This is a genomic window from Actinoplanes sp. NPDC051388 (genome assembly GCF_055586225.1).
In genome coordinates this window covers 334,860-358,743 of record NZ_JBVJIP010000001.1, presented here as the reverse complement: position 1 = coordinate 358,743, position 23,884 = coordinate 334,860, and the positions used below count along the sequence as shown (strand labels likewise).

Annotated in this window: 24 protein-coding genes and 2 tRNA genes; 11 read left to right on the top strand and 15 right to left on the bottom strand. The window is 70.6% G+C overall.

Annotated features, from left to right (window positions below):
• Positions 1-47 precede the first annotated feature (47 nt).
• Entirely contained in the window at positions 48-1,673 is a 1,626-nt protein-coding gene (locus ACZ6TI_RS01715) for a pentapeptide repeat-containing protein (RefSeq protein ID WP_465343047.1), read from the top strand.
• Here ACZ6TI_RS01715 and ACZ6TI_RS01710 read toward each other — a convergent pair.
• From ACZ6TI_RS01710 to ACZ6TI_RS01700, 3 genes are read right to left on the bottom strand one after another with little or no spacing between them, the layout of a single operon-like run.
• On the bottom strand, positions 1,670-2,776 hold the full coding sequence (locus ACZ6TI_RS01710; protein WP_465343046.1) for a cystathionine gamma-lyase: 1,107 nt from the start codon (positions 2,774-2,776) through the stop codon (positions 1,670-1,672). The genes ACZ6TI_RS01715 and ACZ6TI_RS01710 overlap by 4 nt on opposite strands.
• Complete coding sequence (locus ACZ6TI_RS01705; protein ID WP_465343045.1) at positions 2,773-3,768, bottom strand: NAD(P)H-dependent glycerol-3-phosphate dehydrogenase; 996 nt, start codon at positions 3,766-3,768, stop codon at positions 2,773-2,775. Before ACZ6TI_RS01705 ends, ACZ6TI_RS01710 begins: the two co-directional genes overlap by 4 nt.
• Positions 3,765-4,490: a lysophospholipid acyltransferase family protein gene (locus tag ACZ6TI_RS01700; RefSeq protein WP_465343044.1), complete on the bottom strand. Its 726-nt coding sequence runs from the start codon at positions 4,488-4,490 to the stop codon at positions 3,765-3,767. Before ACZ6TI_RS01700 ends, ACZ6TI_RS01705 begins: the two co-directional genes overlap by 4 nt.
• 133 nt (positions 4,491-4,623) lie before the next feature.
• On the opposite strand from ACZ6TI_RS01700, the gene cofC reads away from it, so the two are divergent.
• The 4 genes from cofC to ACZ6TI_RS01680 are packed head-to-tail and all read left to right on the top strand — an operon-like array spanning position 4,624 to position 8,672.
• Positions 4,624-5,280, top strand: coding sequence for a 2-phospho-L-lactate guanylyltransferase (gene cofC, locus ACZ6TI_RS01695; protein WP_465343043.1), 657 nt, complete (start codon positions 4,624-4,626; stop codon positions 5,278-5,280).
• 19 nt (positions 5,281-5,299) lie between these two features.
• Positions 5,300-5,503 (top strand): cold-shock protein, encoded by a 204-nt coding sequence (locus tag ACZ6TI_RS01690; protein ID WP_465343042.1) that lies wholly within the window; start codon positions 5,300-5,302, stop codon positions 5,501-5,503.
• A gap of 50 nt (positions 5,504-5,553) precedes the next feature.
• Positions 5,554-7,797 carry an RNA degradosome polyphosphate kinase gene (locus ACZ6TI_RS01685; protein WP_465343041.1) on the top strand — a complete coding sequence of 748 codons (2,244 nt, stop codon included), beginning with the start codon at positions 5,554-5,556 and terminating at the stop codon, positions 7,795-7,797.
• A gap of 2 nt (positions 7,798-7,799) precedes the next feature.
• Positions 7,800-8,672 (top strand): NUDIX hydrolase, encoded by an 873-nt coding sequence (locus tag ACZ6TI_RS01680; protein WP_465343040.1) that lies wholly within the window; start codon positions 7,800-7,802, stop codon positions 8,670-8,672.
• Here the strand turns inward: ACZ6TI_RS01680 and ACZ6TI_RS01675 are convergent.
• The 4 genes from ACZ6TI_RS01675 to leuC all read right to left on the bottom strand — a co-directional run bounded on the left by ACZ6TI_RS01675 (position 8,659) and on the right by leuC (position 12,260).
• Complete coding sequence (locus ACZ6TI_RS01675) at positions 8,659-9,075, bottom strand: hypothetical protein (RefSeq protein ID WP_465343039.1); 417 nt, start codon at positions 9,073-9,075, stop codon at positions 8,659-8,661. The genes ACZ6TI_RS01680 and ACZ6TI_RS01675 overlap by 14 nt on opposite strands.
• A 104-nt stretch (positions 9,076-9,179) precedes the next feature.
• Complete coding sequence (locus tag ACZ6TI_RS01670; RefSeq protein ID WP_465343038.1) at positions 9,180-10,028, bottom strand: HU family DNA-binding protein; 849 nt, start codon at positions 10,026-10,028, stop codon at positions 9,180-9,182.
• A 177-nt stretch (positions 10,029-10,205) separates the two neighbouring features.
• A complete protein-coding gene (gene leuD, locus ACZ6TI_RS01665; protein WP_465343037.1) occupies positions 10,206-10,793 on the bottom strand; it encodes a 3-isopropylmalate dehydratase small subunit in 588 nt (195 codons plus the stop codon).
• A 9-nt stretch (positions 10,794-10,802) separates the two neighbouring features.
• Positions 10,803-12,260 carry a 3-isopropylmalate dehydratase large subunit gene (gene leuC / locus ACZ6TI_RS01660; RefSeq protein WP_465343036.1) on the bottom strand — a complete coding sequence of 486 codons (1,458 nt, stop codon included), beginning with the start codon at positions 12,258-12,260 and terminating at the stop codon, positions 10,803-10,805.
• A gap of 49 nt (positions 12,261-12,309) precedes the next feature.
• Here leuC and ACZ6TI_RS01655 point away from each other — a divergent pair, with 49 nt between their 5' ends.
• From ACZ6TI_RS01655 to ACZ6TI_RS01645, 3 genes are all read left to right on the top strand, one after another.
• Entirely contained in the window at positions 12,310-12,996 is a 687-nt protein-coding gene (locus ACZ6TI_RS01655) for an IclR family transcriptional regulator (RefSeq protein ID WP_364292830.1), read from the top strand.
• A complete protein-coding gene (locus ACZ6TI_RS01650) occupies positions 12,993-13,523 on the top strand; it encodes an isochorismatase family protein (protein WP_465343035.1) in 531 nt (176 codons plus the stop codon). The genes ACZ6TI_RS01655 and ACZ6TI_RS01650 overlap by 4 nt, the downstream gene beginning before the upstream one ends.
• Positions 13,524-14,385: 862 nt before the next feature.
• Positions 14,386-14,751 carry a hypothetical protein gene (locus ACZ6TI_RS01645; RefSeq protein ID WP_465343034.1) on the top strand — a complete coding sequence of 122 codons (366 nt, stop codon included), beginning with the start codon at positions 14,386-14,388 and terminating at the stop codon, positions 14,749-14,751.
• Between the two features lie 870 nt (positions 14,752-15,621).
• Here the strand turns inward: ACZ6TI_RS01645 and ACZ6TI_RS01640 are convergent.
• From ACZ6TI_RS01640 to ACZ6TI_RS01625, 4 genes are all read right to left on the bottom strand, one after another.
• Positions 15,622-15,996: an NUDIX domain-containing protein gene (locus tag ACZ6TI_RS01640; RefSeq protein ID WP_465343521.1), complete on the bottom strand. Its 375-nt coding sequence runs from the start codon at positions 15,994-15,996 to the stop codon at positions 15,622-15,624.
• A 654-nt stretch (positions 15,997-16,650) separates the two neighbouring features.
• Positions 16,651-16,723, bottom strand: a tRNA-Glu gene (locus tag ACZ6TI_RS01635).
• Between the two features lie 80 nt (positions 16,724-16,803).
• A tRNA-Gln gene (locus ACZ6TI_RS01630) sits at positions 16,804-16,875 on the bottom strand.
• 63 nt (positions 16,876-16,938) lie between these two features.
• Positions 16,939-17,763: an SDR family oxidoreductase gene (locus ACZ6TI_RS01625; RefSeq protein WP_465343033.1), complete on the bottom strand. Its 825-nt coding sequence runs from the start codon at positions 17,761-17,763 to the stop codon at positions 16,939-16,941.
• Between the two features lie 53 nt (positions 17,764-17,816).
• Between ACZ6TI_RS01625 and ACZ6TI_RS01620 the strand changes: the two genes are divergently transcribed.
• Complete coding sequence (locus ACZ6TI_RS01620) at positions 17,817-18,560, top strand: TetR/AcrR family transcriptional regulator (protein ID WP_465343032.1); 744 nt, start codon at positions 17,817-17,819, stop codon at positions 18,558-18,560.
• On the opposite strand, the gene ACZ6TI_RS01615 is transcribed toward ACZ6TI_RS01620, so the two are convergent.
• Complete coding sequence (locus ACZ6TI_RS01615) at positions 18,547-19,338, bottom strand: fumarylacetoacetate hydrolase family protein (protein WP_465343031.1); 792 nt, start codon at positions 19,336-19,338, stop codon at positions 18,547-18,549. The two genes, ACZ6TI_RS01620 and ACZ6TI_RS01615, sit on opposite strands and share 14 nt — an antisense overlap.
• A gap of 70 nt (positions 19,339-19,408) precedes the next feature.
• Between ACZ6TI_RS01615 and ACZ6TI_RS01610 the strand changes: the two genes are divergently transcribed.
• Complete coding sequence (locus tag ACZ6TI_RS01610) at positions 19,409-20,326, top strand: 3-methyladenine DNA glycosylase (RefSeq protein WP_465343030.1); 918 nt, start codon at positions 19,409-19,411, stop codon at positions 20,324-20,326.
• A 146-nt stretch (positions 20,327-20,472) separates the two neighbouring features.
• Complete coding sequence (locus ACZ6TI_RS01605) at positions 20,473-21,405, top strand: hypothetical protein (protein ID WP_465343029.1); 933 nt, start codon at positions 20,473-20,475, stop codon at positions 21,403-21,405.
• A 4-nt stretch (positions 21,406-21,409) separates the two neighbouring features.
• On the opposite strand, the gene arfB is transcribed toward ACZ6TI_RS01605, so the two are convergent.
• The 3 genes from arfB to ACZ6TI_RS01590 form a co-directional block, all read right to left on the bottom strand.
• On the bottom strand, positions 21,410-21,847 hold the full coding sequence (gene arfB, locus ACZ6TI_RS01600) for an alternative ribosome rescue aminoacyl-tRNA hydrolase ArfB (RefSeq protein ID WP_465343028.1): 438 nt from the start codon (positions 21,845-21,847) through the stop codon (positions 21,410-21,412).
• A gap of 112 nt (positions 21,848-21,959) precedes the next feature.
• Positions 21,960-23,201 (bottom strand): sensor histidine kinase, encoded by a 1,242-nt coding sequence (locus ACZ6TI_RS01595; RefSeq protein ID WP_465343027.1) that lies wholly within the window; start codon positions 23,199-23,201, stop codon positions 21,960-21,962.
• A complete protein-coding gene (locus ACZ6TI_RS01590) occupies positions 23,201-23,878 on the bottom strand; it encodes a response regulator transcription factor (protein WP_465343026.1) in 678 nt (225 codons plus the stop codon). The genes ACZ6TI_RS01595 and ACZ6TI_RS01590 overlap by 1 nt, the downstream gene beginning before the upstream one ends.
• Between the last annotated feature and the right edge of the window lie 6 nt (positions 23,879-23,884).

Sequence of the window (23,884 nt, the reverse complement as noted above, 5' to 3'; positions counted from 1 at the left end):
CGTCTGTGCTCAATCGACAGAACGCTAGGCGGCTTCTTGTCGCGGGGGTGGCGCTGGTCGCGGTCGGAGCCCTGCTCGACAGTCGGCCCTGGGGTTGGCCCTGGGCTGCCATCGGCGGGTGGCTCGGCGATCATCTTGCGCTGGTCGCGGTGGGAGTGCCGGGGCTCGCGGCGGTTGTCGTGGCGCTGCGGAGCCGGCGGCGGCGGGCGCCGGCGCGGCGGCCCTGGTTGTTGTCCTATGCGGGCATCACGCTGGCGGCCGCTCTCGTTGCGGTGGTCGGTGTGGTCGCGTTGATCGCGATGTTGCGGCTTGCCGGGGCGGCCACCGAGCAGGCCAAGCTGCAGATCGACGCGATCAAGTGGGGCATCGGGCTCTTCGCCGCCGGCGGGGCGGTCGCCGCGCTGCTGCTCAACATCCGGCGGCAGCAGCACGCCGAGGATGCGCAGGAGCACACCGAACGCGACGCCGCCGAGCGGCGGGTCACCGACATCTATACCAAGGCGGTCGAGCAGCTGGGGCACGAGAAGGCCGCAGTGCGGCTCGGAGGGCTGCGCGCGCTGGAACGGGTCGGCCAGGACAACGTCAAGCAGCGGCAGATCATCGTCGACGTCATCTGCGCCTATCTCCGGATGCCCTTCGACGCGCCGCCCGAACCGACCGAGCTGACCGAGCCCGTCGAGCCGGCCGAGCCGACGACCCCGCCGATGCCGGACGCCCGGCAGGAGCTCGAGGTCCGGCTGACCGCGCAGGAGATTCTCGTCGCTCATCTGCGATCTCCGGCCGAACCGCCGATCGGGCCGGATCCCGAGTCCGCGTTCTGGCCGGGCCTCTCCATCAACCTGGTCGGCGCACTGCTGTTGAACGTCGACTTCCGGGACTGCGCCTTCACCGAGGCCGACTTCCGGAAGGCGAAGTTCGACGGCTACGCCCGTTTCGACGGTGCGGCCTTCGCCGAACTGGTGCGATTCACCGGCGCCACCTTCACCCGCCAGGCGTTCTTCGAGGGGGTCTCGTTCTGGGGTGGCGCCGACTTCCACTCGGCCGAGTTCGCGCACGGCGCCTTCTTCGGCGGCGGCGCCTTCCACGAACGCACCGGCTTCGGGTCGGCGAACTTCGCCATGAAAGCCGACTTCAAGGCGGCCACCTTCGAGTGGGAGGCGATCTTCGACCAGGCCACCTTCGGCGGGTTCGCGCAGTTCAGCGAGGCCATCTTTGTTCGGGGCGCGCGCTTTCGCGAGGCGGCCTTTCGCGGCGACGCGGGGTTCACCAAGGCGCGCTTCGACGGGGACACGATGTTCGACCGGGTCACGTTCGACAGCAGCGCGCGGTTCGGCGACACCGCGTTCGCCGGTGCGGCACTGTTCGGCCGGACCACGTTCGCCGGGGGCGCCGACTTCGTCGAGGCCGAATTCGCGGCCGGAGCGCACTTTCTCGAGGCGGACTTCCTCGACGACGCCTGGTTCGACGACGTGGACGTGCAGGACGAGACGAGCTTCGAGCGGGCCACCTTCCACCGCCGGATGACGTTTCGGGGCTGGCCCGCCGACGCCCCCGCACACTTCGACGGCGCGCGCCTGGTGCTGCCGCGCCCGGACGACGACGTGCTGCCCGGCGGCTGGAAGGTGGTGCCGTCGACCGACGGACGGAGCGTGCTGCGCCCGGTCGGGACCTAGGCCTGGTCCAGCGCGGCGGTGAGGTCGGCGATCAGGTCCTCCGGATCCTCCAGGCCGCAGGACATGCGCAGGAAACCCTCGGCGGTGTCGTCGCCCCACTGGGCCCGGCGGTCGGCCGTGGTGTGCACGCCGCCGAAGGAGGTGGCGGCGAAGACCAGGGCCGACGCGGTCAGGAAACGGGCCACCCGCTCGGCGCTGCCCAGGTCGAAGGACACGATGCCGGGGATGCGGCGCATCTGGGCGGTCGCGATCGGATATGCCGGATCGTCCGCCAGGCCCGGCCAGCGCACGCCGTGCACGTCCGGGCGGGACTTGAGGAAGGCCGCGACGGCGGCCGCGTTCGAGGTCTGGCGGGCCAGCCGCACGTCGAGGGTGGCGATCGAGCGGTGTGCCAGCCAGCAGTCGAAGGCCCCGGGAATCCCGCCGGTCTGCGAGCGCCACTTGGTGAGGCGGTCCAGGAGCGCGGCGTCGTTCGTGGCCACGTACCCCAGAAGCACGTCGGAGTGGCCCGTCAGGGCCTTGGTGCCGGACGCCACCGTGACGTCCGCGCCCAGCTCGAGCGGACGCTGGCCGAGTGGGGTCGCGGCGGTGTTGTCCAGGGCGACCAGCGCACCCGCGGCGTGGGCGGTGACCGACAGTGCCCGCACGTCGCACACCTCGAGTCCCGGATTGGCCGGCGTCTCCAGAAGGACCAGGCGAACACCGTCAAAAGACGGGTACGGCCCCGCGGTCGGCACCAGCACCGTGCCGACGCCCAGGTCCCGCAACGTCCCCTCGGCGAACGACCGCACCGTGTAGTAACCGTCCGCGGGCAGCGCCACCGTGTCGCCGGGCCGTAGCACCGCCAGCAGCAGGCCGGTGATGGCCGCCATGCCGGACGCGAACGCCCGCACCGGACCGCCCTCGAGCTCGCCGATCGCGCGTTCCAGCGCCCGCCGGGTCGGGTTGTCCGGGCGGCCGTAGCCGTTCTCCCCCGGCCCGGTGAACGGGTCCAGATGATAGGGCGCCGCCAGCACCGGACCGGGCAGGAAGGGCTGCCCCGGCACCGGATCGGGCAGGCCCGCATGCACCGCCCGGGTGCCGTCCCCCGAAGAGCCGCTCACTCCGGCTTCATCTCCCGTCCCATCAGCAGTTTCACCGCGACCCGCGGGTCCACGCCCTCGTGGCAGACCCGCTCGACCTGCTCGGTGATCGGCATCTCGACGCCGGCCGCGCGGGCCAGGTCGCGGATCGCCAGACAGCTCTTCACGCCCTCGGCGGTCTGCCGGGTCGACGCCTGCGCCGACTCCAGCGACTCGCCGCGGCCCAGGTGCTCGCCGAACGTGCGATTGCGCGACAGCGGCGACGAGCAGGTCGCGACCAGGTCGCCCAGCCCGGCCAGCCCGGCGAAGGTCATCGGGTCGGCGCCCAGCGCCACGCCCAGCCGCGCGGTCTCGGCCAGCCCGCGGGTGATCAGGGACGCCTTGGTGTTGTCGCCCATGCCCATCGCGGTGGCCATGCCATAGGCCAGCGCGATCACATTCTTCACCGCGCCGCCCATCTCGCAGCCGACCACGTCCTCGCTCGTGTACGGCCGCAGATAAGGCAACGCGATGGCGTGCTGCACAGCCCGCGCCCGATCGAGGTCGAGACCGGCCACCACCGTGGCGGCGGGCTGCTCAGCGGCGATCTCGGGAGCCAGGTTGGGCCCGGAGACGACCACCACCCGCGTCGCGTCGACCCGGGCGGTCTCCACGATCACCTGGCTCATCCGCTTGGTGGTGCCGAGCTCGATGCCCTTCATCAGCGAGATCAGCGTGGCGTCGGGGGCGAACGCGCCGGCCCACTCGGCCAGGTTGCCGCGCAGAGTCTGGGAGGGCACGGCCAGCGCCACCATCTCGGCGCCGGCCACCGCCTCGGCCAGGTCGCCGGTGGCCCGCACCCGCTCGGGCAGCTTGATGCCGGGCAGCGAGCCGTCGTTGGCGCCGTTGTTGATGGCCTCGGCCACCGCCGGTCGCCGGGCCCACACCGTCACGTCCGCGCCGGCCTCGGCGAGCACCTTGGCGAACGCCGTTCCCCAGGCGCCGGCACCGACCACGGCCGCGCGGCGGCTCATTCGGACACCGCCGGCGGCTTATTGCTGCGGCGGGGCGTTTCATAGAGCGGTGGCGGCTCGCCCTCACGGATCTCGGTGAGCAGGTCACGGACGGCGAGCATGATCGCGTCGGTCATCTGGTCCAGCACCTGCCGGGTCGGGGCCTCGCCCTGCCACTTGCTCAGGTCGACCGGTGGGCCGGCGAGGACGCTCACCGGCGTACGCAACTTGAATTTGAACTTGCTCGTGCGCGGATCGAAGACCCGTTCCGCGCCCCAGTTCGCCACCGGGATGACCGGCGCGCCGGTGAGCAGGGCCAGGCGGGCGGCGCCGGTCTTGCCCTTCATCGGCCACAGATCGGGCTCGCGGGTGGTCGTGCCCTCCGGATAGATGATCACCGTGCCGCCCTGGTCGATCGCGTCGACCAGCACGTCCAGGCTCTTCACCGCCTCCACACTGCCGCGTTCCACCGGGATCTGCCGCAGCTTCCGCAGGAACGGGCCCATCACCGGCACCTTCCACAGGCTGGCCTTGGCGAGGAACTGCGGCCAGCGACCCGAGTTGTAGACGTAATGCGAGATCACCAGCGGGTCGAAGTGGGAGACGTGGTTGGGCACCAGGATCATGCCGGTCGCCGGGAGATGCTCCTGACCGCGCCAGGTCCGCTTGGTCCAGACGGTCAAGGCGGGCAGCACCAGGCCGACCGCCAGCCGTCGCCAGAACCCGAGCCTGCGGTGTGCCACGACCCCTCCTCGCCCGGTGTGCGGCGCCGCCACTCGCCGCGTCCCCCGTCATCTGGGACGAAATCATGCCTGTTCGCGGCGGCCGAAACCAGGCAGGGGGTGGCCGGGCGCCGGACGCTGGCAGGATGGGTGGGTGCGGATGGGGTGGGTGGCGGTGATTCCGGTCAAGCGGCTGGGCGCGGCGAAGAGCCGGCTGCGCGGCGCTGTCCCGGCGGCCCGGCACCAGGAGTTGGCGCTCGCGCTGCTGGCCGACACGGCGGCCGCGGTGCTGGCCTGCGCCGAGGTCGACGAGCTGCTGGTGGTCACCGACGATCCGGCGGCGGCCGCGGTGGCCCGGCAGGCCGGCGCGCGCCCGGTGCGGGACGAGCCCGATGCGGGGCTCAATGCCGCGGTCCGGTTCGGCGCGGACGTGGTGGCCGGGCTCGGGCGGCGGCGGGTGGCGCTGGCCGGTGACCTGCCCGCGCTGCGGCCGGCCGAGTTGTCCGAGGCGTTGACGGCGGCGGTCGGCCGGTCGTTCGTGGCCGATGCGGCGGGGAGCGGGACGGTGCTGCTCAGCGTACCGGAGGGGGAAGGTCTTGATCCGTTCTTCGGGGACGGGTCGGCGGCCGCGCACGCTCGGTCCGGGGCCACGCCACTCGACGGGGACTGGCCGGGGCTGCGGCAGGACGTGGACACCGCCGCGGATCTGCGGGCCGTCGCGGAGATCGGGCCGGGCGAGCGCACCTGCGCGCTGCTTCGTGATCTCGGACTCATCGCCGACTGCGGCACTTCCCGCCGCCCGGCCGCCTGAGGAGCGGTAGCGTCGAGGCATGCAGGGCACCATCGCGACCTTCGATCCCGACGCACATACCGGGACATTGCTGCTCGATGACGGCACTGAGCTGGCGTTTCCGGCGGAGGCCTTCGAGCGGTCCGGATTGCGGCTGCTGCGGCTCGGCCAGCGGGTCGTGATCGACTCGACCCCGGCCGGCGCGATCCAGCAGCTCAGCCTGCCTGGCATCGAACCCGGTTGATCTTGAATTTGTTCATTCCCCGTTAACCCCGATCGGGCGATGATGGAGCGATGCAAAATCCCCCGCCCCGGACTCCCGGCCCGACCCCCCGGCGCGGGCCCGACGGCCGTTTCCTCCCCAGAGGCGCCGTCTTCGCCGAAGTGCTGGAAGCAATCGAGGAGCCGCCACCCGTGCTTGAGGAAGAGCTGACCGTCGACGTCCCGCCCGAGGTTTCGGAGGAACCTCCCAGCCTCCCGGACGACCGCTTCCTCAACCGCGAGCTGTCCTGGCTCGACTTCAACGCCCGCGTGCTGGCGCTCGCCGAGGACCCGGAGACGCCGCTGCTCGAGCGGGCCAAGTTCCTGGCCATCTTCGCCAGCAACCTGGACGAGTTCTACATGGTGCGGGTCGCCGGGCTGAAGCGGCGCCTGAACGCCGGCCTGCCGATGCGCGGCGGCGACCGCGTCTCGCTGCGCAACCAGCTCGAGATGATCACCGAGCGGGCGGCCGATCTGGTCTCCCGGCACGCCGCCTGCTTCGCCGACGAGGTGCGGCCCAAGCTGTCCGCCGAGGGCATCCAACTGGTCAGCTGGAGCGAGCTGGACGCACCCGAGCGCGAGCGGCTGCGCACGTACTTCCGCGAGCAGGTGTTCCCGGTGCTCACCCCGCTGGCGGTGGACCCGGCGCACCCGTTCCCCTACATCTCCTCGCGGTCGCTCAACCTCGCCGTCGCGCTGCGCGACCCGGCCGGCGGCAGCGCCGAGCTCTTCGCCCGGGTCAAGGTGCCCAACAACGTGCCGCGCTTCGTGACCGTGCAGAACGACAGCCGCGGCGCCCGCTTCCTGCCCGTCGAGGAGCTCATCGCGGTCCACCTCGACCAGCTCTTCTCCGGCATGCGGGTGCTCGAGTGGCACCTGTTCCGGGTCACCCGCAACGCCGAGCTCGAGGTCGACGAGGACCGCGACGAGGACCTGCTGCAGGCGCTCGAGCGCGAGCTGGCGCAGCGCCGCTTCGGCCCGCCGGTGCGGCTCGAGGTGGCCGCCTCGATCAGCGACCACGTGCTCGACCTGCTGGCTCGCGAGCTCGACATGGACAGCAACGACGTGCTGCGGGTGCCGGGCCTGCTCGACCTCTCCGGGCTGTGGCAGGTGTTCGGCGAGTGCGACCGCGACGACCTGAAGGACCGCCCGTTCGTGCCGGCCACGCACCCGCAACTGGCCGACGGCGAGGTGCCGCGCAGCGTCTTCAACCGGCTGCGCGAGTGCGACATCCTGGTGCATCACCCCTACCACTCGTTCTCCACCAGCGTGCAGCGCTTCATCGAGCAGGCCGCCGCCGACCCCAACGTGCTGGCCATCAAGCAGACGCTCTACCGCACCAGCGGCGACTCCCCGATCGTGGACGCGCTGGTCGACGCGGCCGCCGCGGGCAAGCAGGTGGTGGTGCTGGTCGAGGTGAAGGCGCGCTTCGACGAGGTGGCCAACATCGCCTGGGCGCGCACCCTGGAGCGGGCCGGCTGCCACGTGGTCTACGGCCTGGTCGGGCTCAAGACGCACTGCAAGACCTCGCTGGTGGTGCGCCAGGAGGGCAACCAGATCAAGCGCTACTGCCACATCGGCACCGGCAACTACCACCCCAAGACCGCCCGGCTGTACGAGGACTTCGGCATGCTCACCGCCGACCCCGAGGTGGGCGCGGACGTCACCGATCTCTTCAACGTGCTGACCGGCTACAGCCGGCAGACCGCGTTCCGCCGCCTGCTGGTCGCGCCGCACGGGGTGCGCAAGGGGCTGATCGAGCGGATCGAGGAGCAGGCCCGCATCGTCCGCGCGGGCGGCGAGGGGCTGGTGCAGTTCAAGGTGAACTCGTTGGTGGACGAGGAGACCTGCGACGCGCTCTACCGCGCCTCCAACGACGGGGTGAAGGTGGACCTGGTCATCCGCGGCATGTGCTCGCTGCGGCCGGGTGTGCCGGGCCTGTCGGAGAACATCCGGGTGCGCTCGATCGTCGGCCGCTTCCTCGAGCACTCCCGGGTCTTCCGGTTCGGCGCCGGCGACGACGCGGAATACTGGATCGGCTCGGCCGACCTGATGCACCGCAACCTGGACCGCCGGGTCGAGGCGCTGGTCCGGGTCACCCTGCCGTCCGCCCAGGACGACCTGCGCAACGTGCTGGAGCTGTCCATGGCGGAGCAGAGCGAGGGCTGGGACCTGTCCGGCGACGGCACCTGGCTGCGGCGCTCGGCCGATCCCACCAAGTCGCACATGCACCTGCAGGAGTCGCTGCTGCGCCGGGTCATCGGCAAGGCCGGCTGATCGTGGCGGATCCGGTCCTCGCGGCGGGCGCGGTGCTGCTGCGCGCCACCGGCGAGGTGTGCGTCGTGCACCGCCCGGCCTACGACGACTGGAGCCTGCCCAAAGGCAAGCTCGAGACCGGGGAGCATCCGCTCACGGCGGCGGTGCGCGAGGTGATGGAGGAGACCGGGGTACGCGGTGAGCCGCTGCACCGCCTGCCCGACGTGTCCTACGTGCTCCCCGACGGCCGCCCGAAGACCGTGCGGTTCTGGCTGATGCGGGCCACCGCCGAGCCGCCCACCGCCGTCGCCGACCCGCACGAGGTGGACCAGGTCGCCTGGCTCCCGCCCCGCGAGGCGATGGCCCGGCTCAGCTATCCGGCCGATCGTGACCTGGTCGCACACGCCGCCGGGCTGCCGCCGGTGACCGCGGTGACGCCGATCGTGCGGCACGCGCACGCGGGCGAGCGAAAGAAGTGGCACGGCATCGACGCGCTGCGCCCGATCGACTCACAGGGCCAGACCGAGGCCGCGGCTCTGAGCGAGGTGCTCGTGCACTTCGCGCCGAAGCGGCTCTATGCGGCCACCCCGCTGCGCTGCAAGCAGACCCTGGAGCCGCTGGCCGAGCGGCTCGGCCTGTCGATCGTCACCGACGCCGCGTTCGCCGAGCCGGCCGACCCGGCCGAGACGCCGGACCGGGTGCGCGTCGCGCTGGCCCGCCTGGCCGACGTGCGGTCCGGTCCGGCGGCGGCGGCGTGCAGCCAGGGCAAGCTGATGCCGCACCTGCTCGCCGCCCTCGTCCCGGCCGGCGACCCGGACGGCTACAAAACGCCGAAGGGCGGCGGCTGGGTGATCTCCTGGTCCGGCGAGACCGCGATCGGCGTCAGCCGGCTCTAGCTTTCGTGCGGCGCCTCTCGAGCGGCGCCGGGTCGGAACGCCAGTAACCCACCAGATCTCCGGTCAGCCAGCGGGCCCGCCACAACTCGTCGGCGCGCGGCTCCCAGTCCCGATAGGGCAGCAGCGCCACCCGCCAGGCCATCACGGCCAGCACGTACCACCCGAGCAGCGGCACCAGTCCTAGCCACACGTCGCGCCGCCGATAGGACGTGTGCGGCGCGAGCAGGGCCACCGCGGCCGCCGCCCAGGCACAGGTGATCAGCCAGTCCAGCAGTCCGTTGCCGGTCCAGCGCTCGGTCAGGTCGCCGAGTGTCCACCCGGGCACCACCGCGGCGGCGAACACCGTCACGGCGACGACCGAGCGGCCGGTCAGCCCGCGCGGCGGGCCACTTCTGGGGTCCATGCCCGGACGGTAGGCTCAGCCGCCCGTACGGCGCCGGAACACGCGAAAGGCGTCCACCTTTAGGGTGGACGCCTTTCGTTTGCTCAGCGGACCGCTCAGACCCCTTACTTGGTCTTGCGAGCGGCAGTGGTGCGGGCGGTCGTGGCACGGGCCGCCGGAGTGGTCCGGGCCGTGGCCGCCGTGGTCTTGCGGGCAGTCGTCTTCTTGGCGGCCGTCGTCGTCTTGGTCGCCGCCGCCTTCTTGGCCGGCGCCGACTTTGCCGCCGTTGCCTTGGTCGCGGTGGTGGTCTTCTTCGCCGGCGTCGTCTTGGTGGCGGCCTTGGCCGGGGTGGCCTTGGCCGTCGTCTTCTTCGCCGCGGCCGTCTTGGTCGCGGTCGCCTTGGCCGGGGAGGCCTTGGTCGCCGCGGCCGTCTTGGTGGCCGTGGTCTTCTTCGCCGGCGTCGTCTTGGTGGCGGCCTTGGCCGGGGTGGCCTTGGCCGTCGTCTTCTTCGCCGCGGCTGTCTTGGCCGCGGTGGACTTCGCCGGAGCCGCCTTGGCAGCGGTCTTCGCCGGCGCGGCCTTGGCCGTCGTCTTCTTTGCGGCGGCGGTCTTCGTCGCCGCCGCGGCGCGGGTCGTCGTCTTCGCCGGAGCCGCCTTGGCGGCCGTGGTCGTCTTCTTGGCGGCGGCCACCTTGGCCACCTTTCCGCTGGCGACCATCTCGCGGAATGCCGTGCCCGGCTTGAAGGCCGGCACCGACGTCTTCTTCACCTTCACCGGTTCACCGGTGCGGGGATTGCGCGCGGTCCGCGCATTGCGCGCCCGCTTCTCGAAGACACCGAAACCGGTGATGGCGACCCGATCGCCCTTTGTTACGGCGTTCTCCACCTCGCTGATGACCGCATCCAGCGCCGCTGTCGCTGTTTTCCGGTCCCCCAGTCGGGCGGCGAGCGCCTCGATGAGCTCGGCCTTGTTCATGGTTTTCCTCCCGAACGTGAGAACTGGCCCAATGCGAGCCATTCTGGCGCGACCGTATGCCCTCTGACCAGCAGACACAAACATCTGCACAAAAAAAAGCGTTGTGTCACAAGGAAATCGCCCCCTCCGGCGGGGCCGGAGAGGGCGAAAAGTGGTCTCTGACTAGGGTTTTCGGCCTTAGACGGTGACCGGCTTGAAAGCAGGACGAGTTTTCTCGTACGTGGTGATGTCTTCCTCGTGTCGGAGGGTCAGTCCGATGTCGTCGAGGCCCTCCATGAGTCGCCAGCGACTGAAATCGTCGATCGGGAAGGTCCAGACGGCATCGTCCACGCGCACCTCGCGGGCGCCGAGGTCGACGGTGATCTGCTTGTCCGGCTCGCTGTCGGCCATCTCCCAAAGGGCTTCCACGGCCTTCAGCTCCAGCTGCACCGGCAGCAGACCCTCCTTGAGCGAGTTGCCGCGGAAGATGTCGCCGAAGCGCGGGGCGATGATCGCCTTGAAACCCCAGTCGCGCAGCGCCCAGACGGCGTGCTGGCGGGACGACCCGGTGCCGAAGTTGGGCCCGGCCACCAGGATCGTGGCGCCCGCGTGGGCCGGATTGTTGAGCACGAAGGCCGGGTCGTCACGCCAGGCGTTGAACAGCCCGTCCTCGAAGCCGGTCCGGGTCACCCGCTTCAGATAGACCGCCGGGATGATCTGGTCCGTGTCCACATCGGAACGGCGCAGCGGCATCACGGTGCCCGCATGGGTGGTGAATTTGTCCATGACTCGTCCTCAGCTTTCCAGGTCCGCGGGCGCGGCCAGCTTGCCGATCACGGCGGTCGCGGCCGCCACCTGGGGAGAGACCAGGTGGGTGCGGCCACCGCGCCCCTGCCGGCCCTCGAAGTTGCGGTTCGACGTGGAGGCGGCGCGCTCCCCCGGGCTCAGCGTGTCCGGGTTCATGCCCAGACACATCGAGCACCCGGCGAACCGCCACTCGGCGCCGGCCTCGGTGAAGACCTTGTCCAGCCCCTCGGCCTCGGCCTGCTCGCGCACCTGGAAAGACCCGGGCACGATCATCATCCGTACGTCGTCGTGCACCCGATGCCCGCGCAGCACGTCGGCCGCCGCCCGCAGGTCCTCCAGACGCCCGTTGGTGCAGGAGCCCACGAACACCACGTCCACCGGCACCTCGCGCAGCGGCGTGCCGGCCTCGAGTCCCATGTATTCCAGCGCGCGCCGGGCGGCGTTGCGCTCGACCTCGTCGACGAACTCCTCCGGGTCCGGCACCGCGCTGTCCAGTGCCGCGCCCTGCCCCGGGTTGGTGCCCCAGGTGACGAACGGGCTGATCGCCGACGCGTCCAGGATCACCTCGGTGTCGTACTCCGCGTCCGGGTCGGTGACCAGCGAACGCCAGTAATCCACCGCGGCGTCCCACTGCTCGCCCCGCGGCGCGTGCTGCTTGCCCTCGAGATAGGCGAAGGTCGTCTCGTCCGGCGCGATCATGCCGGCCTTGGCGCCCCACTCGATGGACATGTTGCAGATGGTCATCCGGCCCTCCATGGAGAGCTTGCGGATGGCCTCGCCGCGGTATTCCACGATGTGCCCGTTGCCGCCGCCGGTGCCGACCTGGGTGATCAGCGCGAGGATCAGATCCTTTGCCGTCACGCCCGGGCGCAGCTCGCCGGTGACCGTGACGGCCATCGTCTTCGGCTTCGACTGCGGCAGCGTCTGGGTGGCGAGCACGTGCTCGACCTCACTGGTGCCGATGCCGAAGGCGAGCGCTCCGAACGCGCCGTGCGTCGCGGTGTGCGAGTCGCCGCAGACGATCGTCATGCCGGGCTGCGTCAGGCCGAGTTGAGGTCCGATCACGTGCACGATGCCCTGCTGCTCGTCGCCGAGCGAGCGGATCTGCACACCGAACTCGGCGCAGTTCTTCCGCAACGTCTCGATCTGGGTGCGCGACGTCGTGTCGGCGATAGTCAGGAGATCACCGCGCCGGGTGTTGAACGACGGGTCCGCATATCCCGTAGGAGTGTTGTGATCCTCGGTCGCGAGCGTGAGATCGACCCGGCGCACCGGGCGGCCGGCCATCCGGAGGCCGTCGAAGGCCTGCGGGCTGGTCACCTCGTGCAGCAGGTGCAGGTCGATGTAGAGCACATCTGGCTCGCCCTCGGCGGACCGCACCACGTGGTCGTCCCAGACCTTCTCGGCCAGGGTCCGGGGCTTGGGATTCGGCGTGACTCCCACCATCTGGACATCCTAAATTCTGGGAGGTATGTTTCGGCTTGTGGGACACAGTATGAGCGGTGTCGGCGTTCTCGACAAGGCGGTGGTCATCCTGGCCGCCTGTGTCGACGGCGCCAGCCTGGCCGAATTGGTCGACCGGACGAAGCTGCCGCGAGCGACCGCACATCGCCTGGCCCAGGCCCTGGAGATCCACCGGATGCTGGTGCGCGACACCCAGGGACGCTGGCGCCCCGGCCCCCGTCTGGGCGAGCTGGCGAACGCCGCGCCGGACGTGCTGCTGACCGCCGCCGAGCCGTTGCTGTCCGCCCTGCGGGACGCGACCGGCGAGAGTGGCCAACTCTACTTGCGCCGCGCCGACGAGCGCATCTGCGTGGCCGCCGCCGAGCGCGCGAGCGGCCTGCGGGACACCGTGCCGGTCGGCTCGGTGCTGCCGATGACCGCCGGTTCCGCGGCCCAGATCCTGCTCGCCTGGGAGCCACCGGAAGCGGTGATGCCGTTGCTGCCCCGCTGCAAGTTCACCGGCCGCACCCTGGCCGAGGTGCGCCGCCGCGGCTGGGCGCAGAGCGTGGCCGAGCGAGAGCCCGGGGTGGCCAGCGTCTCGGCCCCGATCCGCGACCGCACCGGCCGGGTGATCGCCGCCATCTCGATAAGCGGTCCGATCGAGCGACTGGGCCGCCGCCCCGGCGAACGCCACGCCATGGCGGTCGTGCGAGCCGGCCAGCGCCTTTCCGGCCTGTGACCACTCTCGAGAACCGGCCGCACAGCGCGGTCCTGATCGTCGACACCCAGACAGCGGTCATGGCCGGCACCCACGATCGCGACACCGTGGTGGCGAACATCGCCCTGCTGGTGAACCGCGCCCGCCAGGCGCCGGTCCCGGTGATCTGGGTGCAGCAGAACCTCCCCGAGGACGACGGGATCGTGCCCGAGCTGAGCCCGCAAGCCGATGAGCCGCGGCTGCGAAAGGACTACCCCGACTCGTTCGAAGGCACATCGCTGGAGGCACTGCTCGCCGACCTGGGCGTCGGCCGGCTGGTGCTGGCCGGAGCCCAGACGGACGAGTGCATCCGGGCAACCCTGCACGGCGCGATCACCCGAGGCTACGACGCCACCCTGGTGAGCGACGCACACACCACCGAGGACCTGTGCGCGTGGGGCGCGCCGCCACCGCCCGAGGTGATCGCCCACACCAACATCTACTGGTCCAACCACCGAGCGCCCGGCCGCACCGCAAACACAGCCACAGCAGAAGAAGTCCCCCTGTAGCCGATCCTCACGGGCATCGTCACTGGGACGGCGCGGGTCGCCGAGTGGCCGCACGCGTGGTCGGAAGACGCGGTCGAGCCGGCCTGCTGACCGGGGGGAATCGGTCCGGCAGACGGCTCGAGGCGACGAAGTGCCCGGGCCAACGAGGACGCCGACCGCTGCGATAACGGCCTGCCCTGCGACGAGCAATCGGCGCAGTCGCAGCGGCGGCGGCTGAGGACCGAGAACGAGTCCCTGAATTCGCGGCGTAGGAACGCCGTCCAAATCACCACCGAGCCGTCGCCGAAGTGGCGTTGCCGATGTCGACGCCGGGGACGGTGCGGGTAACCAGACGAGTGATGGTGGCGGCCCGGCGCCGGTGACGGTGGCCAGGTGAGGTGAAGCGGCTAGCGGCATTCGCAGTGCCGAAGCGGCGGCGTTGGCGGCCGGGCAACGGGATCGGTGGCAGTGGCCAGCAGCGGCGTGGCAAGGCGCCGGTGAGGGCGGCGCACAGGCCGGGTGGCCGGGCAACTGCGACGGTGGGGCGCAGTGGCATTGGCGGCGGCCAAGCGCCGCTAACGGCGGCGTGGGAGTGGCCGAGTAGCGATAACAGCAGCCGGTGCCCGTTGCGGGGTCGGTGGAGGCTGGCGGGCGTTGTGGCGGTGGCGGGTAGAGGTGTCGGTGACGTTGGCCCGATGACGGAGGCCGCGGCTGGCTTTGGTTCCAGGACCGTCTTGTTGCGAGGCTGGTGGATGTTGGCTTCCGAGCGCGGTGTGGGTGTGGTGGCGCTCCCATCGCGTTCAACCCAACCTGGCGCCATCACCGTGGTTGATCTTGCTACTCCTCGATGGGGCCGCTTCGGAGTGCATGCGACCCTTGCACTGTGGTGGAAGTGTCGATGTCGCCGGACGGGGATGATCCCGATCTCATGGCGGTAACCGTGCAGGGACCCTCGTGGATCCTGCAGTTCAGAGCGTCGCTCGACGAGTTGGCCACCCTGCGTTCTATTCGCGAGGCCGATTGGACCGCTCGACGCGCGCTACGCGTCGGAGCCGTTTTCGATGTATCGGTCTACTGGTGCATCAACGATGAGACGGTCACGGCGTTGGCCGGGGACGACGCCGAGACGTGGCAGATCGCTGTATCCATGCCGGTGGAAGCGACGGACCGTCTTGCTGCGATGGCAGCGGACCTCGTGCCAGAGCCGGCGCCTCTGGCTCCTATCCCCGGTCAGTTGGAGATCTTCTGACGCCGGGGCGCTTGAGCTGGCTTCCTCGCAGGGTGAGTCTCCCGTGAATCAGGTCTACAGCGCCTGCGCACGCAAGAAGCCCTTGCGGAGCAGGCCGAAGCCGGCACCACCCTTCCCTCCGCCGGTCGGTCATCTTGATGCGATTGAAGGTGCCCTCCGGCCGCCAGAAGCGAAGGCCAGACTCGGCCCCGCGGTGACCGCGGCAAGGTCAGCGGTCAGGCCGCCGACGATGCGGCTGATGCCCGTCAGCGCTGAATGCTCGTCTGCGGCGAGCCACGCGTTGAGACTTTCTCCGTGCGGGTGAGTCATCGTGTCGGCGAATGAGTAGACCAGTTCGAGAGGAGATCGAAGTATGGACAGCGATCCAAGATCTTCCCGATCTGCTCGCTGTCACGGCCGACGAGGATTCCGGGTCGGCACATTCATCCGGTCACCTGCGGCACGGACATCGGGCGCCGCACCTTCGTCCGGCCGGTTTGCCGGGCACTGCTCGACGAACTTGAGGACGATCGGGTAGCCGCCGTTGAAACCCGGGCCATGTTCTCGCGTCACTACGTGCCGGCTTTGGGGCAGCCTTCGCCGATGCCCCACTCCATGTAGTCCTTGACCGGGTCGACCAGACTCGGCCGACGTTTCTGGCCACCAGAGGTTCCTGCCACGTGGTGGCGTTCGCCTACCTCAAGAATGGGAGCCAGGTGTTCGTCGCTGCCCGGCACCATCTCGTTGGCCGGGCCCGCGTGAACGTTGCACCGCTCGCAGCGTTGGCGTGACTGGTGATCCGATCAGCATCGAGCCATTCAGCGACTCCCGCTGAGGTCCACCGCGACACGACGCCGGGCGGATGCGCGCTCGCGTCTATGAAGCACGTGCTCAGTCCTGGTCAGTCTCGATGCTCGCCCAGAACCTTGCTGAAGATCGCCAGGAAGCTGGGGTGAGCCAGCGACAGCCCGGCAGTTCCCCAGGCTCCACATGCCCACCGGGCAGATCCCAGACATCGGGGTACCAACGACGCCGAGGCGACCGGTGACACAGCAGAACCCGATCACCATCCCGCAGCAACGCCACAACGATGCGAGCCCGAGAAGAAACCTTCCGCCGAGATCGCCACAGCCGAGTTCTGCCACCCGCCACAACCAACACCGTTCCCACCAAACAGCAGCCAACGACCAATACCAGCAGCGAAACGGTCCCCGCATCCAACAGCGACAAGGCGTCACGCGTGCCGGCAGCAGGAGAAGGGCGCATCGCCTGTCCCCACCCGTCCGACACGGCTGACATCAAAACGACGAAGTCGGCCACGTTGCGCAGAGATCCCGTCGACTGACCCCGGCCGCAGACCAGCTGGAATGGTCGTCGACCGCAGAGCCAGGAGCGAGGCCGGCGACAAGGCAAGGCAACGGCGACCCGCTCACGCAGACCGGTCACGCAGACCGGTCACGCAGGCCGGTCACGCACGCCGGCGGCCCAGTCCACGCAGCGAAGGTCAGACAAGGGTGGCCAAGGCCGGTGCCGGTGGGCCCAGAAGCGGTGGCCGGAGGCGGTGCCGAGTGGCGAAGGCCGTGGCGGTGCTGCCACCGATGACAGAGGCGGGTGCCGGAGGAAGGGGAAGCCTCCAATGCGAGAGGCCGAGTCAGTGCCGATACCGGCGCCGACAACGAACGCCACGCCCCATCCCTGAAGCCGACCACCGATGGCGTGGCAACGGAAGTCAGACCCCGACGGGGAGAGACCAGATCGCCCAATCGCGGCTGCCGCGCAGCGGCGCCGCTAAAACACCCACCGCAAGCAACCAAACCAACCGCCCCACCGCACCGTGGGGGTCCGGGGGCTCGGCCCCCGGGAAGAAATGCGAAGTGCCCCCGGCCCGCGCTTTCCGCGGACAGGAGGCACCCCGAAACGTAGCCCCGAAGGGATTCGAACCCTCGCTACCGCCTTGAGAGGGCGGCGTCCTAGGCCGCTAGACGACGGGGCCAGGACTGCCGTTCTCGCTTCGAACGACGGTGCAGAACTTACCAGAAGTCCAGCACTGCCGCCCTCGCGGGATCGGCTGCGCTGGGGTACCAGGACTCGAACCTAGACTAACTGAACCAGAATCAGTCGGGCTGCCAATTACCCCATACCCCAAATCAACGCGTCTCCGCGCCGGGTCAGAACTCTACCCGAGCCCATGGTGCCCGCCAAATCGGGCTACCGCACGGCGTTTTCGCGGGGCTGGAACTCCGCCGCGTGTTTGCGGGCCCACTCGACCATGGTCATCGCCGGGCGTCCGAGCAGGTCGGCGACCACGGTGTTGGCCTGCTGCGGGTAGTCGGCCAAGGTGGCCTGGCCGTCCACATACCAGGTCGCGTATTCGCCCATGACCTGCGACAACTGGGCGATCGCCTGGTCTCGTGGCAGGTCGGTGAAGGTCAGTTCGCGGCCCAGTGCGGTGCCGATGGCGGCCACCTTCGATCGGCGCGAGAGTGCCTCCGGGCCGGTCATGGGGTACGACCGCCCGACGTGCCCGCCCTCCACCAGGATCTTGGCCGCGACCGCCGCCACATCCTCGATCGCGACGGGGGCGTTGACCACGTCGCCGAGGGTGTCCCGGACGACGTCGCCGGCCGCTATCTGTGCTGCCCAGATGCCCGCGTTGTTCATGAACTCGCCGGGTTCGAGGTGGGTGTACGGCACCCCGCACGCCTCCACCGCCTCCTCGATCACCGTCCAGTTGCCGCCTTTCTCGCCGGCCAGGTCCACGATGTGCGAAACCCCGGCGTCGGCGGCCATCCGGCACACCTCGAAGCAGGTCGGCGGGTAGGGCGCCAGGTACATCCGGTCGACGCCGGCCAGTGCCGCCGGCATCGTCGGTAGCCGCCCGAGGAAGCCCTCGATCACGTCGACTTCGGCGGGCAGGGCGGCCCTGTCCGGATGGTTGGTCAGCGCCCTGACATCATCGGCGCCGAGTGCCAGCAGTTCGTCCACCACCAGCCGCCCGATGTTTCCGGTCGCTCCGGTGACCAGGATCTTCACGACGCAGCACCTCTTTCCGTACGCGATACGAAAACTCAGGATACAACGAAACCATGACCGAATTCAGTGGGCGACCGGACCCGGATCGGATCCTGCCGCTGCTCTGGCGGCGGAGTCCGGAGAAACAGCGGACCGGCCGCCCGGCCAAGCTCACGATCGACACCGTGATCGACAAGGGCGTCGAGCGCGCCGACCGGGACGGCCTGGACGCCGTCACGATGGCCCGTCTGGCCAAGGACCTGGGCGTCGGCACGATGACGCTCTACAGCTACGTCCCGTCCCGCGACGACCTGGTCGACCTGATGATCGACGAGGTGTCCGCCCGGCGCGCGCTGCCCGGCCCCGGCGACGACCGCCCGGCGTCCTGGCGCGACCAGGTGCTGCTCTATGCCGAGCGCACGATGGCCATGTACGCCGAGCACCCCTGGCTGGCCCAGGTCTCCCAGGTCCGCCCGCCGCCCGGCCCGGGCATGCTGGCCGAGCGGGAGTTCGTGCTGTCCACGGTGTCCGGTCTGGGCCTGCCGCCGGCCCGAGTGAACACCACCGCGATCACGATCCAGACCTATGTGATCGCGGCGGCCCGGGGTACGGCCGAGAGCGAGTTGCTCCGCCGGGCTTCCGGGCAGACCACCGACCAGTGGTGGCAGGACCACGCCCGCCTCTGGGAGGACTACTTCGACGTCGACCGGCACCCGACCATGAACGAGTTGTGGCTGACCGGCGGGTTCGAGGACGGGCCGGACGAGGCGTACCGATATGGGTTGGGTCTGATCCTGGACGGGATCACTCCAGGGTGACCACCGGGTTGCTGATCGTGCCGATCCCCTGCACCGTCACCGACACCGTCTCGCCGGCCTCGATCGGACCGACCCCGGCCGGCGTGCCGGTCAGGATCACGTCGCCGGGCAGCAGCGTCATGACGTGTGAGACATAGGACACCAGGGTCGGCACGTCGAAGATCATGTCCTTGGTGCGGCCGAGCTGGCGCACCTCCATCGAGTCCGGGTTGCGGCCCACCTCGCAGCGCACCTCGAGGTCGCTGACGTCGAGATCGGTCACGATCCACGGGCCGAGCGGGCAGAACGAGTCGAAGCCCTTGGCCCGGGTCCACTGCGGGTCGGAGCGCTGCAGATCGCGGGCGGTCACGTCGTTGCCGCAGGTGTATCCGAAAATGGCACGTTCGGCGCCGGCCCGGTCGACGCGGCGGGCGCCGGTCGCGCCGATCACCACGCCCAGCTCGGCCTCGTGCTCGACCCGCTTGGACTGCGGGGGCAGCCGGATCGCGTCGTTCGGGCCGATCACCGAGGTGGACGGCTTGATGAAGATCAGCGGCTCCTTGGGCACCTCGTTGCCCAGCTCAGCGGCGTGTTCCGCATAGTTGCGGCCGACGCCGATGACCTTGCTGGAGAAGATCGGGGCGAGCAGTCGCACGTCGGCGAGCGCCCAGCGCTGGCCGGTGAACCGCACGGTCTCGAATGGCAAGCTGCCGATCTCGGCCACGGTCAATCCATCGGCGCTGCCCTCGACCACCCCGAAGGAGACGCCTCCCGCGTGCACAAAACGAGCAAATCGCACCGATTACCCCATCCCTCGAAAGCCTGTACGCCATCTCAACCTACGCGCCCGCGGTGGATACGCTGGGCGGGTGCTCACCACCACGCTGCCGCCGGCGACGTGGGTGCCCCTTGCCCGGTCACACGCGGAGCGCGCCGACGAGATGACCGCCGGGCACCGGGCCCGCAAGGCCCGCGGCGAGAAGCACGCGATCGAGGATTTCCTCTACGACTATCACGGCACCCGGCCCGCGCAATTGCGCCGCTGGCATCCCGGCGTCGGCACCGGCCTGTCCCCCGGCCTCGACGAGGAACCGGATCACCAGCGCTGGAAGTTCTACCGGACCTTTCCCGACGGCGTGGTCACGCTCGATGTGGCGCAATTCCTCCAGGCCCGCGGCGAAAGCGTGCGTTACATCCACGGCCTGCTGACCGCGACCGCTTCCCGGCCGGTCTTCACCGGCTGCTTCGGACTGCACGAGTGGGCGATGGTCTACCGCCGCCCGGAACACCGCCATCCCCTGCCCTTGCGCCTCGGTCAGCAGGGCACCGACGAGGTCGTGGAAAAGCATCCGATCCGCTGCACGCACTTCGACGCCTTCCGGTTCTTCACCCCCGAGGCCGTCGGATTGAATCGTCTGCAACCCACCCGGGCGACCCAGGTCGATCTGGATCAGCCGGGCTGTCTGCACGCGGCGATGGACTGCCACAAGTGGGCGTCCAAGCTGGGTCCGGCCGTGCCGGGCGCATTGGCGCTGGACTGTTTCGCACTGGCCGCGGACATCCGGCTGCTCGACATGCAGGCGTCGCCCTATGACCTGACCTCCTATGGCCACCCGGCGGTGAAGATCGAGACCCCGGAGGGCAAGGCCGAATACATCACCCGGCAGCGCGAGTTCGCCCGGCGTGCGGCGGCTCTGCGAGCCCGCCTGATCCGCGTCTGCGACGAGCTGCTGGGCCCGGCCGAGGCCTCCGCGAACCGCGAGGCCGTCGCACCCCACAACCAATAAACCCCTTCGGGTACGCCGAACACACAGTCCACATTGCCGCCGCGACCCAGGACTCCGGTCCCGGCCATCGCGCCACCGTCCGGCCCGGCGGCAACTTGCGGTCAAGGCTCTTGCGCCCCGGCTCCCCAAGAGACCGAAGATGGTGAATGGATTCCGCACGGGCGGCCGAGATCATGCAGCGCATGTGGCAGAAGCGGCAGCGCGACGGGCTGGGCGCGGTGACGATGCCGGAGGCGCCGGACCGGATGCACTTCGTCGGCGACGGTCTGCTGCGCTGCGGGGCGTGCGACGGCCCGGTCGCCGGCCGGCACAGCGAGCGGTCGCGGGCGCCGGATCCGTTGCTGGCGGCATATCGGTGTGCGGACGCCGATTGCGCGGCCGCCCGAGCGCCGGTCCGGGTCATCGATCGGGAGCTGCGCGACTTCACCGTTCGGCGGTGGGCCGAGCCCGGTTTCGTGGACCGCTGGCACCGCTCGCGGGTGGCCGAGCTCGACGCGGAGATCGCCGATGCGATCGCCGCGCACGACCACTGCCAGGATCCACGGCGCCGGGCCGAAGTCAGCCGCGTGCTCGGCGACCGGACCGGCCTGCTCCGGCGCGATGACCTGAAGGCCCGGTGGCGCATCGCGGGATTCACCGCGCAGACGGTGAAGTCGGTCCACGAACGCGCCGGGCACGCGGCGGCCCTGGGCCACCTGCCGGGCCCGGGCGCGGCCCGGTTCGAGGAGCTCGAGAGCCTGGCCGATGCCTACTTCGTGCTCGGCCCGCCGGTGCCGTTCGACAAGCGGCACGAGGATCAGCTGACGCGCCTCCATGGCAGCCGGAAGCACCAGGCCGCCGCGCTCGCCGCGCTGACCGAGCGGATCTGGGTCGCGGTGCGGGAGACGGACTGGGCCGGCGCGTCCGCCCTGCCCTCACCCATCGAGAACGCCGCACTGACCGCGGATTGGAGCAGGTCGCCGAACGCCATGATCAGGAGCCGGCGCGCGCTGCTCGAACCGGCCGCCGCCGGACACCGCCTCACCCTCGATCCGCGGGAGGGCGCCGCCGCGGCGCTGCGGATCACGCCGACCGGCTGAGCGCTCAGTCGTGGTCGGGGCGGCGGTTTCGCTTGGTCTGGCTGCGGCGCTTCTTGTCGGCGATGCGGCGCTCCACCGCGCCGCGGGACGGGCGGGTCGCCCGGCGGGAGCGCGCGGGCGGGGCGATCGCGCCCGCGACCACGCCGGCCAGCCGGGCCGCGGCGGCCTCGCGGTTGCGCAGCTGGGAGCGATGCTCGGAGGCGGTCACCGTCAGGATGCCGTTGACCAGGCGGGCGCCCAGGCGGTCGGTGGCGCGCTCCTTGAGGGCCGGCGGCAGCAGGTCGGAGCCGCACAGGTCCCAGGAGAGCTCGACCCGCGAATCGGTGGTGTTGACCCCCTGGCCACCGGGCCCGCTGGACCGCGAGAACCGCCAGGACAATTCCGCGGCGGGAATCGTCAGGCGGTCGCTCACATGGACGTCGTCGGGCACGCGCCCAAGCATCGCACCGATGCCCGCACACCCGCCACGCAGTTGTCGATCATGCGAACCCGAGTGGTAGCCCAGCCGTGCATCCGAGCGCCACATGCACGGCTGGGCTACCACTCGGTTGGTGTCAGGCGAGTGGCCACGGGCTGGTCGCCGGGGGCGGGGAGTCGTCGGTGCGGTCGATGGCGGGCAGCCAGATCACGAAGGTGCTGCCGGCGCCCAGGGTGGAATAGGCGGCGACCTGGCCGCCGTGCGACTCCACGATCTGGCGGACGATGGCCAGGCCCAGGCCGGTGCGGCGCTCGCGGTTGCGCGGCGGGGCCGGCTTCAGCACAACGGCCTCGCCGGCCGCCACCGGCACCGGGGCCGGCGGGTTCGCGGCCCGCCAGAAGCGGTCGAAGACCCGGGGCAGGTCGTCGGGGGCGATGCCGGGGCCCTGGTCGATCACCGCGAGCCACAGCCAGGAGTCGGTGCGGCCGGTGGCGATGGTGACGACGCTGGCTTCCGGGGCCAGGCGCACGGCGTTGGAGAGCAGGTTGCCGGCCGCCCGGCGGAGCGCGTCGTGGTCGCCGATGAGGTGCCGGCCGGGGCTGAGGTCGTACCGGAATCGCACTCTGGTGGAGCCGAACTCCTCGCCCGCCTCGCGGGCGACGACGGCCAGATCCACGTCGGCGTCCGGCACCGCCTGCGCGTCCCGGCGAGCGGTGGCCAGCAGATCCTCGACCAGGCGGGACATCCGGTCGGTGGCGCGGTCGACGACGGCCACCGCACGCTCGCGTTCGGCCTCGGTGGCGCCCGGCGCGGTCAGCGAGGCGTCCAGGTTGGTGCGGATGATCGCGAGCGGGCTGCGCAGCTCGTGCGACGCGTCGTCGATCAGCTGGCGCTGCGCCTGGAACGCGTCGTCCAGGCGGTCCAGCATCGAGTCGATCGTGTCGGCCAGGTCGCGCAGCTCGTCCTGCGGGCCGTCCAGGTGGATCCGGCGGGACAGGTCGGTGGCCTGGATGTCGCGGGCGGTGCGGGTGATCGCCCCGACCGGGCGCAGCGCCCGGCCGGAGAGCACCCACCCGATGCCCAGGCTGGCGATGAAGAGGCCGCCCAGCGCGATCAGCGAATAGTTCCGGAGGTTCTGCAGCGTGTTGAAGTTCACGGCAGCTTCAATTTCGCTGATCTCGGCGACCGTGGCGGTGCGGACGAACTGCCGGTTCTGATAGACCTTCGCGACCTGCTCGGTGACCGGCCGCGGCTGGGTGGTCTGCGCCACCGCGAAATAGGTGATCGCGAGCGCCGCGCCGGCCAGCGCGAACAGCAGGGTGGAATAGAGCACGGTCAGCCGGAAGCGGATGGACCGGAAGATCCGCGGGCGCAGCATCACGCCTCCCGCAACCGGTACCCACGCCCGACGACGGTCTCGATCCAGCCGTCGCCGAGCTTGCGGCGCAACGTGCCGACGGTGACCCGCACGGTCTGCGTGAACGGGTCGGCGTTCGCGTCCCACACGTGCTCGAGCAGTTCCTCGCTGGACACCACGTGACCGGGCCGGGTCATCAGGTATTCCAGCACCCCGAACTCCTTGGGCGTCAGGGCCAGCACGGCGCCGTCCAGCGTCGCCGCGTGTTTCGCCGAGTCGAGTCGCAGCGGGCCGACGACCAGCACCGCGGACGTGCCGGCCGTGTCGCGGCGCAGCAGGGCACGCACCCGGGCCAGCAACTCGGCCAGTGCGAACGGCTTCACCAGGTAGTCGTCCGCGCCCTCGTCCAGCCCGCGGACCCGGTCGTCGAGGCCGCCGCGGGCGGTGAGCATGAGCACCCGGAGGTCACCGTCGCCGGGCGTCGCCACCTCGCCGTTGCGCAGCGACCGGCACAGCGTGAAGCCGTCGCCGTCCGGCAGGTTGACGTCCAGCAGCATCAGGTCGTACTCGTTGACCGTCAGCCGGTCGAACGCCTCCGCCGCGTCGGCCGCGACATCCACCGCGTACCCGGTCCTGGCCAAGCCGACCCGCAGGCCCTCGGCCAGGTCCTCCTCGTCCTCCACCACCAGCAACCTCATCCGTCG